Consider the following 15,238-nt stretch of genomic DNA (forward strand, 5'->3'; position numbering starts at 1 on the left):
TACTAACAAGGAATAAATAAATTCTCAATACAAATGAGACTTATTATCATTTAAATATTTATAGGTGGGGATTTAACAATAAACCAAATAACCCCAATCACTTGATGCTGGTTTATCGGTCCCATTTCAAACGTAGATATACTGCTTTTATGCTCACCACGTAACCATAAAAACCCTTGTTCATCAATATGATCAAGGGTTTTTATAATATCGCCATAACGGGCATGACGAACCTTAATAATTCGTCCTGGTTTTACCGATAGCAGAGAGCGCCAACAGTTAACCAAGACATAACTTCCTTCGGGAATACAAGATGACATACTCGTCCCCCGAACTCGGCTAATATGAAAACCTAGCAATCGAGTTTAGGATAAACAAGTTGTTGCGCAGGTGGGTACGGTGATGTGGCAGTAAATGTGTCAACACCTTTTGTAGCCCAAAATATCTCGGCAAATCGATTAACTTTTGTTAATAAATCCAGTGTCGCGTCTTTATCTATATTCTGCTTAGCTTTAGATGCAGCGAGCATAATACTATGAGTCAACTCGTGTAGTTCTGGGAACTGCTCTAATTGCGGCTGTTTAATATAATCCCCCCAAATAACTCGAATTTCTTCTTTCACTTTTAAACCATGCACTTCTTTCTCGGTAATTAAACGTCCAAATTGCGCTTGATCATTTAAGCTGAAAGAATCTTTACAACCAAATTCATCCAATAAATCAACCATACGTATCATTGTGAGTACAGCTAACTGCGCCGAGATAGGATCATAGATCTTGCATGGAATATCACAATGCGCAGATACCTGACTAAATGACAATTTCTTATCCATTGCCGATACTAATTTAAATAACATACTGTTCCCTTATTTTTCGGTTGATTTAATACGATTAGCACGACGAATAGCAAATACTGCATATCCAGCAGCCAATACAACTGGTGCGATCCAAAGTAAATGAATTAACCCTGACAGTGGATCGCTGTGATCATGTCCTGGATGTGCCAAAACCATCGGGCTCGCTAAAGTAAGGGTTAACACGGTCAGTATTTTTTGGGAGGTAAGAGATTGAGTCATAAACATCCTGTTTAATTATGATTTACAAATGATAATAGTTCTTATTTATATTTGATAATCATTATTAAGTAAAGCACTTTTTAGATAATACTTAATACTCAGATAGAATGCTTATTTTGATCTACTTCAATCAAAGCCCTGATTTACATTTACGCTCACCAAGCAACGTGAGAAAATGTCTACTATCACAACCAGTTAAGATACACATAGCCATGCCAACAGCACCCGCCACCAGCATTGAAGAGACATTAAAACAATTAACAAGTATCTCGGCGCTATTACACTTTTTTGATATTGGTTTTGACAGCGGCTTGATGCATGAATGGCAAGATGATCTGCTTAAACGTTTTAACGGTTATGTGATACTAACAAAACCGCAAGATTGGTTTGATTATCGACGTTGCTTAAAAAATGCTTATTGTAAAGTGCAACGTGGTCGACTAGACCGAAGCAGTAAAACACGTTCAGCCTGTCGCGGCTGCACATCTTGTGAAAGACGTTAATGAATCACACCACGCTAACGGAAGATGATGAGTGAACAAATTAAGGTGTTATTTCTTAGTACTATTTTTCCACGTAATGAATAGTGCTAAGCATAATAAAATACTACCTACTATTGCCCAGCTTTGTTGCTGATGAAGATGATAAAAATGGATAATCGCACCAAGATCGTGATAAAAGTAAGCGGGTAATACTCCAAAACAGACAATCCAGATACTGACCGCTAAAACGTTACCTAACATAAAAAATTTGAATGGCATTTTAGCAATCCCACAACCTAAGCACATAAATTGCTTCACACCTTCAATAAATCGACTTAATACCAAGCCAAGCAGGCCATACTTTTCTATAAAGGTATGAATTTTCTGTAACCTTTGTTTCTTTATCCAATTTTTACTGCTGATAATGTGGCTAAATTTATGACCAATCATATAACCACAAGTATTGCCAAACAGGCTTGCTCCCCAGCCTGTGAGTAATACAAGCGGCAATGACATCTGTCCTTGTGATGCCACTAAGCTGGCAACGATCAATAACGATTGTCCCGGTGCAGGAATCCCCATACCTTCAATTGCGACCATCAGCGCTAAAATAAAGTAACCATACTCCTGTAAGAGTGGGCTCATCTCATTAATAATATGCTGAATGTATTCCATATAGTTCACTTTGATGTTAAAAGCGGGTTTAATAGTAATAGGATCAAAACTAAACGTTTTGATCCTCAGGCTACATTTACCCTAAGACCATTCAATATAATCAAAAGTAATAAACTTCATCTAATACAAATCATTAGGGTTATACCTATAAGCATTTTATGTCAGGATCGCCGTCATTGTTCATCTTCGCTTCATATCTAGCTTATGACCTAGATATTGTATCTCAATCGTTGCGTAGCCAAGGGAAACGGCTTCAAATTGTTGACTTAACATTTTTGCATGCGCCTCATCTTTTGCTAGGAATGCAACAGAATAGATAGGGCGTGTAAGACCATTTTTTAATTTTTGGGTGTTGATGTACGAAGAAGTGACTAGTCCCGCATGATTTAAGTTAACCACAAGTTGTAAATCAACTCCTAACACGCGAGATATTTCCCTCGGCTCAATTTTATTTTGTTTCCAAGTAATTATTACACCATAATTTTTATAAACGGGCGTTTTATCCAACCACTTCGAACCAAGCTGTTTAATATTACTAATTTTAATAAGGTTTTTTTTGTACATAGGCAGTTCTTTAAGTTTCTGCCTAACATGAGCTTCGTCATCGGCTTCAATCACAAAACGTAATAACTGAACAGTCTTACCATCAATTTTAGTTGGCATAATAAACATATCTTTTATTTCGCCTTTGTCAATGAGCGCACCAAAAGCTAATTTTTGCTGAGGAAAAGTATCCATAACTAACTTAGCATCCATTGTATTCCATTCGAGCTCAACTCCAAAGTCATCGGCAAATGTTAACGTTGGTGCACATAGAGCTGCAATTAATGCTGTTGTTTTAAGTAGTTTCATTCATATTCCTTTACATTATTTAAGGTGAAATACCCTAGTTCACCTAGGAACCTTCACCACGACAACTTAACCATAGATGCACAAATTAGCATAGAACATAGTGAACTCATAAGATTATCCATTTTTTCTTTGACTTATCCATTTCCACTCATAAATTCCCTACATTGCCTGCTTTAACATAGCGCTAAACATACCTTTACACAGTGATAAAAGATAACGGCAAGCTATACTTTACTAGGAGAAAACAGCTAATGAGTGGAGCGAATGATGTTTTTTAAACATAGAAGCAATAACGACATGATAGAAGTAATAGGACAAGATGATCTCACTAATCTATACCACGATAGTGTATTAGGTCGTTATCAGGTAGGTGAAGAGCAACAAGACGCTGAATCATTTAAGAAATCAGATCTCATTTTTCTATCTGGCGAAGAACTACCACGCTGCTGGACCGATCCTCATTATCGAGAACATGAGTATTAATTAAAACGGGAACATCCCTGTTCCCATTTCATTCATTTATAAACTCGGTGTCATTGCTGCGTCATTCGCGAAACGACGACGAACCCAAAGCAGGCTTAACACAACCAGAACAGCAGTCACTAACATCACAGAACCAAGGTTAAATTGATCCTTTGCGCCCATTAAAGATGCAGCTAGAGTCGCAAGACCAGCTCCTAAATTTTGCATACCACCTAAAATAGCCCCCGCTGTACCTGCGTGATGTGGGAAAGGTTGAATAGCCGCGGTCGTTGCTGCAGGGAATATAATGCCAGCACCAATAAACGACACAAACCCACCACCGATCAGCGATACCACAGTAACAAGTCCAGCCATTCCCGGTATAAAGATAATCAAGGCACCAATGATCAGTGTCGCCATGCCAATATTAAATAGATGGCGTTGACCGATACGCGCTGTTAATGCTGCTGATAACCACGCACCTAGCAAATATCCCGGCAGTGGTAATACAAACAACCAGCTTACTGTGGTTGGATCGAGTTTTAACACGCTGCCGAGTAATACCCCTGCTGCCGCTTCAAATACGGCAATCCCCGCAAATGTTGCGATCAGGCAAAATACATACCCTTGAAACTGGCGATTACTCAGCACATAACTATAACTTATCCATACGCGTTCATTACGACGATTTTCTTTAGGCAATGTTTCATCAAACATCACAAACATAGCTAATGTAACCAAGGCACCAAAAATCAGTAAAAACATATAACTGGCATGCCAATCAAACGCCATTGACAGATAACCACCAACTACAGGTGCAAGTAAAGGTGAAAAAATCACGCCCATACTCACTAAGCTATTTGCTTTGTGTAATGATGCCCCATCATAACAATCACGCGTTACCGTCCGCGACATAGCACCCGCACAGCCCGTACCAGCACCTTGAATAAAGCTTGCCAATAGAAACAGTTCAAAAGACGATGCAAACAGTGCGCCTAACGTACCCAGTAAAAATATCAGCATCCCCACGATTATCACCGGACGTCGACCGATACGATCCGACAATGGTCCATAGACAAACTGTGATAACCCATAAGGGATCAAATAAGCGGCCATCACAGCTTGTAAATACGTGGGCTGTACAGCAAAATCGCTTGCCATTGCAGCGATAGAGGGCACATACATCGTTTGTGTCATTTGCCCAACAGCGGTCAGAATAATAATTAGAAATAGTAATTTTGCCATGTTGGCAGAAGACGATTGTTGACGCACAACCATACCCTCACAATAAGTTAAGAATAAAAATCGGGATTTATAACTAAAAACCGTAGATTATAGAGTTAAACTCTATCTTGATTGATAATGAAAAGATTGGTGACAGGCTAAATCCATATATACAATATCTTACTCTGCATTTCAGGCGGAATAATAATCTTGAAGACATCACAGAGCAAGTAAAAAAGAAGTATTAACACCGTAGTTTTTCACCCACAAAAACATTAGTTTATCTAATGTATAAACATACACCTATCGACCTCGTATATCTCAATGGTTTTTAATTACTTCAACCTCGTCTTTATTGCATTGCAAGTGGCGTAAAGTCCTTCTATAATTTTAAGCTATAGCAAGGGTATGGATGCCTCTATTTACATAATCAAGACTAAGGATAGTCACATGATTTTCATTTTAAAACGGTTTGCCACACCGCTAATTATCTTGGCTACGACACTTTACCTGTCAGCGTGCTCAATGAAAAAACAACTTAATTTAATACCACCGAACCCCGTCCCTATTGCATCAACCGGCATAGCAACAGCAGGCGCAATATCCGTTGATATAACGCCTCCTCCGGGCATGGCTATGAGTGGCTATTCAGTCATGGCGAATAAAGGTGTCGGTTTCAGGACTCGCCTAAAAGCCAGAGTGATTTATATTAATGATGGTCAAGGTAATGCGACAGCATTAGTACAAACAGACCTGACCTCAGCGTCATTACTGCTGCACCATAAGGTCGCATTAGAGGTTGCTAATTCAGGGTTAAAAATAAGTGATATTGTGATAACAGCCACACATACACATTCCGCCCCTGCAAACCATTTTGAGAATGATTTTTACAATAAGCACATGTCGAGTCAGGTAGGCTTAGACGAGCAATATTTAAACTTTTTAACTCAACAAATTAGTACAGGTATTCAACAAGCCATTTCGCAACAAAAACCAGCCAAAATAGCCACAGGTCAGCGTGATATATACGGCTATAATCGCAACCGTTCATTGAAGGCTTATTTGTATAACAACAATATAAGTGGGATAGACCCCAAGGATCCGAACGCTAAATTTAGAGCTGTAAATCCAACATTATCTATGATCCGTGTTGATGTAAAAGATCATTTAAACCAATTTAAACCACTTGCCGCATTTTCGAGTTTTTCGGTACACGCAACGGCATTAAGCCCTGCGGTGGAGGTTTATAATGCGGATTTATTTGCTTATGCACAAAAAGATCTGCAATGGCATATTCAAGAGCAGTACCTCACACCTTGGCCTATCGTACATGCCTTAACAACCGGAACCCAAGGAGATATGGCCCCAGCACTACCCGATCTTGGTGATAATTTATTTACACATTTTAATGTCAATTGGCCTGCCGCCAAGCGCTTAGGCAAAGGTATTGGTAAAGAATCAATTAGTTTGTTTAACGCCCTTTCATCTCAACTTACTCGCTCCATAAATATCACCACTGCAGCAAGAGAAATAAACATTCAACACAATAACAGCATAGGTAATATCACACTTTGTAAAGCGCCTGCAGTCGGTGCGCCCGTTGCCGGAGGGGCTTATGAACGTCGAACTCCTTACCTTGGCTTAAACCCATTCTTCCGCGGCGGTAGCGCGGTCACTCGAAGTTGGTTTTTTAATGATGGCTGTCAAGGTAATAAAGCCTATCTCGGTTATAAATACCCACAACAATTATTAGCGCCTATCAAGAGTTTTCCGAATACCGTTTTATTCCAGCTAATCAGAATTAACGACGCGACCATCATTCCCTTACCGTTTGAAGTCACCGCAGAAGCTGGACGACGAATAACCCGCCATGTAGTAAACGCTTTTAGCCGTGAAGATCAGCCTATTAAACATATTTGGGTGACCAGCAATGCCAATGGTTATTTTGGTTATAGCACAACACAGGAAGAGTATTTCCAGCAATTCTATGAAGGCGGACATACGTTATATGGTAAATATACAACCGCTTATCTCAGTGCCCAATTAAGCGTCCTTGCTCAGGATATGCAAAACAACATCATCAATGAGACCTTACCAATATGGCGCTATAACGTGGCCATTAAACCCACATTATCTACTCAAGAGAAAAGCACTGGACAACGAACGGTACACACCCAGCCGACTCTAAAAATGATAAGCCCCCATCATGGATCTTCACCCTCAGATAACGAAAAAGAAAACTACATAAAATTTGAATGGGTCGATGTAAACCCTGCTGAAATTTCGTTTCATCTCCCACTCGTTAAAATAGAAGAGAAACAACAGGGTAAATGGGAAGATGTCAAAAATGGACACATGCCTATTTCTGATGAAGGCTATGATATTGAAGTCCGCTATCTAGTAAGCAGTAGGCATAATATGGGGATCTACCAAGCACGTTGGTATAATCCGATAATAGGAAATTACCGTTTTACAATTGCAGCGCGACAATCACAACCAGCGCTCTATTCAAAATTATTTAGCGTCACCAATGCAATTAAGTAAAATTAACGTGGCTTTTCTGGTTTATGCCTACCGAAAACTAGAATTTATATTAAACTCATTAAGGTAAGATGGATTATCAGTTAGGTACAATGAAAGCCGTCACTGAGGAGATAGTATGAATAATAGTGATCTAATCTTTATCGCCTTCTCTATTATTACTCTAGTTAATGTCGCACGGGCAGTGTCATCATTACGTTGCTTGCTATATCGCATGAAAGATATTGATCCGCTGCTTTACCAACGTGTCAATGGGCGCGTATTTTTCAGTACCGAAGGTAATTACAACAAGCAGATGCAACTGTTCCATTATATTCGCCGTGATGAACATCTACATCATTTTGATGAATACTTTATCTATCGTTGTAACAAGGTTAAAAAAATATTTACTTTGGCAACTTACCTCGTCGTTTTTAATATTCTTCTCATTCCGGTGTTAATGTACCTCGATTTATAAGTGCCCAAATGAAAATATTATCTAAATTAACTGCAATATCATTAATCATTGCAGTTAATTCGAGCTTCCCCCGTAAAATATCCTCGAACTACATCCCACATATAAGCGAGATCGATTAGTTAATCTATATTATAGAAACATCGTATTGATCGTGGCAATCCACAGATTCAACAGTAATATCATTAATAATACGACTGTTTGAATTTATTATTCAAATAAATTCAGGTTAAATAACCCGTTTGTAACGGATATGTAGCAACAAATTTTAAAACTAGGTATCACCTTATATTCACAACACAACTTAATAGATAGGAAGAGTTATATGTTATCGAATGCCGCTGTAGAAAAAATCGAATTGAACGGAATCAATTGTATTGCAGATTTGATACAACAAACATGTGAAAAGTTTGCTGATAAACCAGCGTATACTTGCTTAGGAAAAACACTTACCTTTAAAGAAATTGACCGACTTTCTGCCGCTTTTGCATCTTATTTACAAAATTATACCGATCTAAAACCCGGTGATAAAATTGCAATTCAGTTACCCAGCATCACTCAATTTCCAATTGCAGCCTATGGCGCCACACGTGCAGGATTAGTATTAGTCAATACCAACCCACTTTACACTCCAAGAGAAATGTTACACCAGTTTAATAACTCAGAAGCCACTGCATTAGTGATCCTATCAGATCTACTCCCTGTAGCAGAAAAAGTACTGCCTGATACAAACATCAAAACCGTGATCACTACGCACGCAGCAGACTTACTTGCACCACAAGGACAAGGCTCCGCGCAGCTAGATACTATTTCATTACTTGATGCGATTGCCCTAGGTGAAAGCAGCACTTATCAACCTGTTACGTGTAAGCTTGATGATTTAGCCATTTTACAATACACAGGTGGTACGACTGGTTTATCAAAAGGCGCAATGCTAAGTCACAGCAATGTATTAAGTAATACATTTCAAACGAAGGGTCGTTTAACCGACTTCATTACTGAAGGTGAAGAACTCCTTGTATCACCACTCCCGCTTTATCATATTTACGCATTTAATATCACGCTACTGCTATACTTCAGCACTGGCGCTCACTCAGTATTGATTCCAAATCCACGTGACATGGTTAGTTTTATTAATTCAATTAAGACCGTCAAATTCACTGCGATTTCAGGTCTTAATACTTTATTCGTCGGCTTATGTTCTCTGCCTGAATTTAGAGATCTCGACTTCAGTCAATTAAGAATTACGACTTCTGGTGGTACAGCGTTAACTAGCTCAACCGCTAAACTATGGAAAGAAGTAACCGGATGCGATATCTGTGAAGGCTATGGATTATCTGAAACAGCACCGGTAGTTACTTTTAACCTACCAGGGCAAACTTTGATTGGTTCGATTGGATCTGCCGTACCAGGAACTGAAATTAAACTGCTTGATGAAAATGATAAAGAAGTAGCGCCTGGAGAGGCTGGTGAATTAGCCGTTCGCGGTCCACAGGTAATGCAAGGATACTGGCGTAGTGATGATGCAACAGCAGAAGTAATGACAAGTGATGGTTACTTCAAAACCGGTGATATTGTAGAGCGACTTGATAATGGCTATTACAAAATCGTTGACCGTAAAAAAGACATGATCATTGTGTCCGGTTTTAACGTTTACCCTAATGAAGTCGAAGAGATTTTATCTAACCACGCGGGGATCCAAGAAGCAGCTGTGATTGGCGTACCACTGGAAAAAACAGGTGAAGCCGTTAAAGCATTTATCGTCAGATCACAACAAAGCCAAGACCTTGCAGAAGAAGATGTCATTTCTCACTGTAAGGATTTCTTAACCGGGTACAAAGTGCCTAAGCAGATTGTATTTATAGATGAATTACCAAAAACAGCAGTCGGTAAGATCTTACGTCGTGAATTACGTACCGTATAAATAACGAAAGCTATTTTTAGTTAAGCACTCAACTTCAGTTTGAGTGCTTAAACTTAACGACAAACATAGCGCCACCCAACTCACTAGTGCCAATATTAATCTCCGCCTTCATTGTTTTAACTATCGTATTTACAATCGCTAAACCTAAGCCAAAACCACCCGTTTGCCGGCTTCGGCTGTTATCTAAACGTGTAAAGGCATCCAATACTTGTTCACGTTGTAATGGTGAAATACCTTCCCCATCATCTTCAACAACAATACTGAAATATTCAGGATCATTTTTAAGGCTAAGCTTGACGGTTGAATCCGCATATAAACACGCATTTTTCACCAAGTTATCAACAATAAGTTGCAGGTAACGAGGATTTGCATCAACCCTAACCGTATCGATATCTGAAAAGAGAGAGACATGGAAGTATTGGCGCTGGAATTCAATTTCACGTGATTGCATCAACTCACTTAAATCGACGATTTGATGTGCCGAAGAGGGTTTATGTTCAATCGTTTGTAACATCAAAATATCATTGGCCAACGCTTCCATTTCAACCGCATAACGACTTAGATCACTATGTAACTCCGCAGTGTACGAGCTATGCTCTTCATTACTCAATAATCCCATCACTAATTGAATTCGCGTTAACGGTGTGCGTAATTCATGCGCAATTGCATTGGCCATAACCTGTTGTTGATGCTGTGAGTACTGCAAGGATATCGCCATCTCATTGAAACTTGCTGCCATTTGATTTAAGGGAGCGGGTATTTTATCGTCAACTCGCGTATCGAGCTGGCCATCTGCTAAGGCTAAACTCGCGGTGCTCAAGCGATAAACATGATCAGATATATTTTTGACCGAGGAATACAACACTAATGCGATACTCGAGAAGATAAAACCCAATAGAAATAGTTCTGGCCCACTATCTTCCCAATCCTCTGAATCATCCATAGAATAAATCATTTCAGGATTGTCAATGATGAGTAACAAACCATCATTGTGCGGGAGGACCGCAGCAAGAAGATCATTCTCTTCTTCGGTATGTAAATATACCCCTATCTTACCAATTTCTGCTGGTAAAAGCGGAGTATCGCTCACCTCGTTAAGATTGATTTCGTATAATAATTCATGCTGCTGCTGATAATCAAATGCTTGTTTAGCGGTCATTTTTTTAATAGTAAAACCGGTGACTTTATTCAGTAATTCCACCGCGATGTTCCAACGGTCAGTATCTTCGACAAAATCATCGAGTAATACTGCCGTAAAACTAACGTCATGTACAAACCCAGTATCAGTATTGTCATAATAATTAATTAACATAGTAACAAACACAATACTACCAATAATGACGGCAGTAATACTGATATACAATTTAAAAAAAAGCGTATGTGCCATATTACGGTTTATTATTCGATTAAGATTAGTAAACATATTATTGCTTAACAAATAGGTAGCCCTTACAACGGATTGTTTTAGTGATTTGCGAGGGAAGTGCTATAGGCAGTGAGCAAAGCCCTAAGCGATACTAACAAACCTTTGCATTTAAATCACTACACCTAAATTAAACAACGTGTCTAAATCTAACGACAAACATAGCGCCACCCAACTCACTGCTGCCAATATTAATCTCCGCCTTCATTGTTTTAACTATCGTATTTACAATCGCTAAACCTAAACCAAAACCACCCGTTTGCCGGCTTCGGCTGTTATCTAAACGTGTAAAGGCATCCAATACTTGTTCACGTTGTAATGGCGAAATACCTTCCCCATCATCTTCAACAACAATACTGAAATACTCAGGATCATTTTTAAGGCTAAGCTTGACGGTTGAATCCGCATATAAACACGCATTTTTTACCAAATTATCAACTATAAGTTGCAGGTAACGAGGGTTTGCATCGACTCTAACCGTATCGATATCTGAAGAAAGCAATACTCTAGGATATTGGCGTTGAAATTCAATTTCACGTGATTGCATTAACTCACTTAAATCGACGATTTGATGCGCCGATGAAGGTTTATGTTCAATCGTTTGTAACATTAAAATATCATTAGCCAACGCTTCCATTTCAACTGTATAACGGCTTAAATCATTATGTAATTCAGTCGTATATGTACTATGTTCCTCATCACTTAATAATCCCATCACTAATTGAATTCGTGTTAACGGTGTACGTAACTCATGCGCAATTGCATTGGCCATAACCTGTTGTTGATGCTGCGAGTGCTGCAATGATATAGCCATCTCATTAAAACTTGCCGCCATCTGGTTTAACGGGGCTGGTATTTTATCGTCAACTCGAGTATCTAACTGCCCGTTTGCTAAGGCTAAACTTGCAGTGCTCAACCGATAAACGTGATCAGATATATTTTTTACTGAGGCATACAGCACCAAAGCAATACTCAAAAAGATAAAACCTAATAAAAATAGCTCAGGATAATTATCTTCCAAATCTTCAGGTCCATCTATCGGGTACGCCTCTTCTAAACGGTCAATAATGAGCAATAACCCTTCATGATGCGGAATGATAATAGCAAGACGTCCACTTTCTTCTTCATGTCGATATACATACACCCCCCATTTACCAATCCCTGCAGGTAATGGTGGGTAGTTTATATTTTGCTTTATATCAATTTCGTCCAACATTTCATGCTTTTGATGATATGCCAATGCATTTTTCACCGAGATAGTTTCAATAGTAAAACCTGTGAACCGACTCAATAAGTCTACTTCCATATTCCAATCGTCAGTACTTGCGGTAAAGTCATCAAGTAGTGTGGCAGCAAAGCTAGCATCGTGCACAAATGCATCATTATTAAGATTATCATAGTAGTAATCCATAACTAACGAAACAATGACAATACTAGCTATAATAACAGTGCTAATACTGATATATAGCTTAAAGAAAAGCGTATTTGCCATATTACGATTGATAGATTGTTTAAGATTAGAAAACATATTATTGTTTAACAAATAGGTAGCCCCTTACAACGAATTGTTTTAATTATTTGCTCGGGGAGTGCTATAGCCAGTGAACAAAGCCCTAAGCGATACTAACAACGTGCCTAAACCTAACGACAAACATAGCGCCACCCAACTCACTGCTGCCAATATTAATCTCCGCTTTCATTGTTTTAACTATCGTATTTACAATAGCTAAACCTAAACCAAAACCACCCGTTTGCCTGCTTCGGCTGTTATCTAAACGTGTAAAGGCATCCAATACTTGTTCACGTTGTAACGGCGAAATACCTTCTCCATCATCTTCAACAATAATACTGAAATACTCAAGATCACTTTTTAGGCTAAGCTTGACGGTTGAATCCGCATATAAACACGCATTTTTCACCAAATTATCAACTATAAGTTGCAGGTAACGAGGGTTTGCATCAACCCTAACCGTATCGACATCTGAAGAAAGCGAGACACTAGGATATTGGCGTTGAAATTCAATTTTACGTGATTGCATCAACTCACTTAAATCGACGATTTGATGCACCAATGAAGGTTTATGTTCGATCGTTTGCAACATCAAAATATCATTGGCCAACGCTTCCATTTCAACCGTGTAACGGCTTAAATCATTATGTAATTCAGTCGTATATGTACTATGTTCTTCATCACTTAATAATCCCATCACTAATTGAATTCGCGTTAACGGTGTGCGTAACTCATGCGCAATTGCATTGGCCATAACCTGTTGTTGATGCTGTGAGTACTGCAAGGATATCGCCATCTCATTAAAACTTACCGCCATTTGATTTAAGGGGGCGGGTATGTTGTCGACAACCCTTGTATCGAGCTGACCATTTGCTAATGCCTGACTTGCCAAACTCAATTTATAAACATGATCGGATATATTTTTCACAGCGACATACAGCACTAATGCGATACTCAAAAAGATAAAGCCCAATAATAAAAATAAAGCATCGTTATCGTCATCAGGCCCCTCCATGGGTGCATCCATACTAGAAATAGTATCAATAATGAGTAGTGACTTGTCATAATACGGGATGATTACAGCCAAGCGTTCATCATTAGCGTTAGCGTTATCATATACATGCACGCCGCCCCTACCAATACCAATAGGTAAAGGTGGTGTATCGTTATCCTGATCAATAACATCCAATAATTCATGTCGTTGGTGATATTTTAATACTTCTTTCGCGGATAACGTTTGAATTGAAAAACCCGTGAATTGACTTAATAGATCCACTTCCATATCCCAGCGTTCACTACCTTCCTCAAAATTATCCAGTAAACGTGCAACAAAATTAGCATTGTATACAAATTCAGCATTGTTAAAATAATTGTAAATGATGATTACAAATAATACTATGCTACCAATGATTACGGTCGTAATACTGAGATACAGCTTAAAAAAAAGTGTATGACCCTTATTACGGTTTATTACTCGATTGAGATTAGTCAATATATTATTGTTTAACAAAAAGGTAGCCCTTACAGCGAATTGTTTTGATAATTTGATACGGTGCTACATCATCTTTTATCTTTTTACGTAAACTGGATAAGCGCATATCCAACGCTCTATCCAAGCCATCAAATTCAACCCCTTTTAATGCCTGATAACACTCATCACGACTAACAATTGTTCCCGCTTGTTTTGCTAAATATTCCAACATTTCATATTCTGCACCGGTTAAGATAATCTCTTCATTATCACGGGTAACCAAACGCTTCAATGTATCTATCGTTAACGTACCAGTATGACTTAACGCATTATCATTTTTCTTACTTCTGCTTTCGCGGCGTAACAATGCTTCAATATGAGAGAGTAAAATATGCGGTCGTAACGGTTTATGCAGATAACCATCAGCGCCCGTATCCAACGCTGCAATCTCAGATATTTCTTCACTGCAAGCGGTAAGCATAATAATAGGCCCAGTATAAGTTTCACGACTTTGCTTACACACTTCAATACCGTTCATACCCGGCATCATAATATCTAATACCACGAGATCAGGCTGTAATCTGGCGATATCTGCGAGTCCATCTGTACCATTATTACTGAGTGATACTTGATATCCTTTAGTGCGTAAAAACATGTCGAGAAGACGACAAATCTCTAAATCATCTTCAACAATTAAAATGTGTTTTTTGCCATTTTCTAACATGTTCAAAGAAACCTTATGTCATTATAAATAAGTAAAATACAGGGATAAGAAAACACTTAAGCGCTAGGTAAGTTTAGTTCACTATCATTTAGTCTAATGGTATGAATATTTATCAGTGCCATTGCAGTTATTACCTGAGATATGGCTATTATTTGTACCCGTGAAACGTATCGACTGCAAATATTGTAATTTTTCGGTATAACCCAAGTATAGCGATCAAATAATAACCCTAACAATACTGTAATACTAACGAATTTGGTTATATGAATGCCTTTGCACTATGACGTATGAATAACAACGCAATCATATAAAACAAAACGTAAGCTTTCAGTCTCTAATTTGTCAGCTTTGTCAGCTTTGTCAGTGGTAATCAAGCAGCCAGTCAATTTTTTTATAAACTACTGTAATTTTATCAGTGTTC

15 protein-coding genes are annotated in these 15,238 nt (G+C 38.5%); 5 read left to right on the forward strand and 10 right to left on the reverse strand.

The window, feature by feature from the left end:
• Window positions 1-50 precede the first annotated feature (50 nt).
• Genes HWV01_RS14905 through HWV01_RS14915 form a run of 3 tightly spaced genes read right to left on the reverse strand, consistent with a single transcriptional unit; the run spans window position 51 to window position 1,075 of the window.
• On the reverse strand, window positions 51-320 hold the full coding sequence (locus HWV01_RS14905; RefSeq protein ID WP_211672289.1) for a nickel-type superoxide dismutase maturation protease: 270 nt from the start codon (window positions 318-320) through the stop codon (window positions 51-53).
• Between the two features lie 32 nt (window positions 321-352).
• Window positions 353-856, reverse strand: a complete 504-nt coding sequence (gene sodN, locus HWV01_RS14910; RefSeq protein WP_211672290.1) for a superoxide dismutase, Ni — start codon at window positions 854-856, stop codon at window positions 353-355.
• A 9-nt stretch (window positions 857-865) separates the two neighbouring features.
• The gene (locus tag HWV01_RS14915) at window positions 866-1,075 is read right to left on the reverse strand and encodes a hypothetical protein (RefSeq protein ID WP_211672291.1); all 210 of its coding nucleotides are present in this window, start codon (window positions 1,073-1,075) and stop codon (window positions 866-868) included.
• A 212-nt stretch (window positions 1,076-1,287) separates the two neighbouring features.
• Between HWV01_RS14915 and HWV01_RS14920 the strand changes: the two genes are divergently transcribed.
• Complete coding sequence (locus HWV01_RS14920) at window positions 1,288-1,578, forward strand: nitrogen fixation protein NifW (RefSeq protein ID WP_211672292.1); 291 nt, start codon at window positions 1,288-1,290, stop codon at window positions 1,576-1,578.
• Between the two features lie 48 nt (window positions 1,579-1,626).
• Here HWV01_RS14920 and HWV01_RS14925 read toward each other — a convergent pair whose 3' ends face one another.
• Complete coding sequence (locus HWV01_RS14925; RefSeq protein WP_211672293.1) at window positions 1,627-2,232, reverse strand: DedA family protein; 606 nt, start codon at window positions 2,230-2,232, stop codon at window positions 1,627-1,629.
• Between the two features lie 180 nt (window positions 2,233-2,412).
• Window positions 2,413-3,084 (reverse strand): hypothetical protein, encoded by a 672-nt coding sequence (locus HWV01_RS14930; RefSeq protein WP_211672294.1) that lies wholly within the window; start codon window positions 3,082-3,084, stop codon window positions 2,413-2,415.
• A 264-nt stretch (window positions 3,085-3,348) separates the two neighbouring features.
• On the opposite strand from HWV01_RS14930, the gene HWV01_RS14935 reads away from it, so the two are divergent.
• On the forward strand, window positions 3,349-3,567 hold the full coding sequence (locus HWV01_RS14935; protein ID WP_249185336.1) for an acetyltransferase: 219 nt from the start codon (window positions 3,349-3,351) through the stop codon (window positions 3,565-3,567).
• Between the two features lie 36 nt (window positions 3,568-3,603).
• On the opposite strand, the gene emrD is transcribed toward HWV01_RS14935, so the two are convergent.
• Window positions 3,604-4,824 carry a multidrug efflux MFS transporter EmrD gene (emrD, locus tag HWV01_RS14940; RefSeq protein ID WP_211672295.1) on the reverse strand — a complete coding sequence of 407 codons (1,221 nt, stop codon included), beginning with the start codon at window positions 4,822-4,824 and terminating at the stop codon, window positions 3,604-3,606.
• A 396-nt stretch (window positions 4,825-5,220) separates the two neighbouring features.
• Between emrD and HWV01_RS14945 the strand changes: the two genes are divergently transcribed.
• The 3 genes from HWV01_RS14945 to HWV01_RS14955 all read left to right on the forward strand — a co-directional run bounded on the left by HWV01_RS14945 (window position 5,221) and on the right by HWV01_RS14955 (window position 9,689).
• Entirely contained in the window at window positions 5,221-7,314 is a 2,094-nt protein-coding gene (locus tag HWV01_RS14945) for a neutral/alkaline non-lysosomal ceramidase N-terminal domain-containing protein (RefSeq protein ID WP_211672296.1), read from the forward strand.
• Between the two features lie 115 nt (window positions 7,315-7,429).
• Window positions 7,430-7,768, forward strand: a complete 339-nt coding sequence (locus HWV01_RS14950) for a universal stress protein UspB (RefSeq protein WP_211672297.1) — start codon at window positions 7,430-7,432, stop codon at window positions 7,766-7,768.
• 322 nt (window positions 7,769-8,090) lie between these two features.
• Entirely contained in the window at window positions 8,091-9,689 is a 1,599-nt protein-coding gene (locus HWV01_RS14955; protein WP_211672298.1) for an AMP-binding protein, read from the forward strand.
• A 34-nt stretch (window positions 9,690-9,723) separates the two neighbouring features.
• Here HWV01_RS14955 and HWV01_RS14960 read toward each other — a convergent pair whose 3' ends face one another.
• From HWV01_RS14960 to HWV01_RS14975, 4 genes are all read right to left on the reverse strand, one after another.
• A complete protein-coding gene (locus HWV01_RS14960) occupies window positions 9,724-11,112 on the reverse strand; it encodes an ATP-binding protein (RefSeq protein WP_211672299.1) in 1,389 nt (462 codons plus the stop codon).
• A 130-nt stretch (window positions 11,113-11,242) separates the two neighbouring features.
• On the reverse strand, window positions 11,243-12,655 hold the full coding sequence (locus tag HWV01_RS14965; protein WP_249185337.1) for an ATP-binding protein: 1,413 nt from the start codon (window positions 12,653-12,655) through the stop codon (window positions 11,243-11,245).
• Window positions 12,656-12,725: 70 nt separating this feature from the next.
• Window positions 12,726-14,132 carry an ATP-binding protein gene (locus tag HWV01_RS14970; RefSeq protein ID WP_211672300.1) on the reverse strand — a complete coding sequence of 469 codons (1,407 nt, stop codon included), beginning with the start codon at window positions 14,130-14,132 and terminating at the stop codon, window positions 12,726-12,728.
• Window positions 14,119-14,817 carry a response regulator transcription factor gene (locus HWV01_RS14975; RefSeq protein ID WP_211672301.1) on the reverse strand — a complete coding sequence of 233 codons (699 nt, stop codon included), beginning with the start codon at window positions 14,815-14,817 and terminating at the stop codon, window positions 14,119-14,121. Before HWV01_RS14975 ends, HWV01_RS14970 begins: the two co-directional genes overlap by 14 nt.
• Between the last annotated feature and the right edge of the window lie 421 nt (window positions 14,818-15,238).

The organism is Moritella sp. 5, from assembly GCF_018219455.1.
Classification (GTDB): domain Bacteria; phylum Pseudomonadota; class Gammaproteobacteria; order Enterobacterales; family Moritellaceae; genus Moritella.

Bases quoted from the DNA above. Each gene is read 5' to 3' on its own strand.
- HWV01_RS14905 (WP_211672289.1), bottom strand. From the start codon at position 320: ATGTCATCTTGTATTCCCGAAGGAAGTTATGTCTTGGTTAACTGTTGG.
- sodN (WP_211672290.1), bottom strand. From the start codon at position 856: ATGTTATTTAAATTAGTATCGGCAATGGATAAGAAATTGTCATTTAGT.
- HWV01_RS14915 (WP_211672291.1), bottom strand. From the start codon at position 1,075: ATGACTCAATCTCTTACCTCCCAAAAAATACTGACCGTGTTAACCCTT.
- HWV01_RS14920 (WP_211672292.1), top strand. From the start codon at position 1,288: ATGCCAACAGCACCCGCCACCAGCATTGAAGAGACATTAAAACAATTA.
- HWV01_RS14925 (WP_211672293.1), bottom strand. From the start codon at position 2,232: ATGGAATACATTCAGCATATTATTAATGAGATGAGCCCACTCTTACAG.
- HWV01_RS14930 (WP_211672294.1), bottom strand. From the start codon at position 3,084: ATGAAACTACTTAAAACAACAGCATTAATTGCAGCTCTATGTGCACCA.
- HWV01_RS14935 (WP_249185336.1), top strand. From the start codon at position 3,349: ATGATGTTTTTTAAACATAGAAGCAATAACGACATGATAGAAGTAATA.
- emrD (WP_211672295.1), bottom strand. From the start codon at position 4,824: ATGGTTGTGCGTCAACAATCGTCTTCTGCCAACATGGCAAAATTACTA.
- HWV01_RS14945 (WP_211672296.1), top strand. From the start codon at position 5,221: ATGATTTTCATTTTAAAACGGTTTGCCACACCGCTAATTATCTTGGCT.
- HWV01_RS14950 (WP_211672297.1), top strand. From the start codon at position 7,430: ATGAATAATAGTGATCTAATCTTTATCGCCTTCTCTATTATTACTCTA.
- HWV01_RS14955 (WP_211672298.1), top strand. From the start codon at position 8,091: ATGTTATCGAATGCCGCTGTAGAAAAAATCGAATTGAACGGAATCAAT.
- HWV01_RS14960 (WP_211672299.1), bottom strand. From the start codon at position 11,112: ATGTTTACTAATCTTAATCGAATAATAAACCGTAATATGGCACATACG.
- HWV01_RS14975 (WP_211672301.1), bottom strand. From the start codon at position 14,817: ATGTTAGAAAATGGCAAAAAACACATTTTAATTGTTGAAGATGATTTA.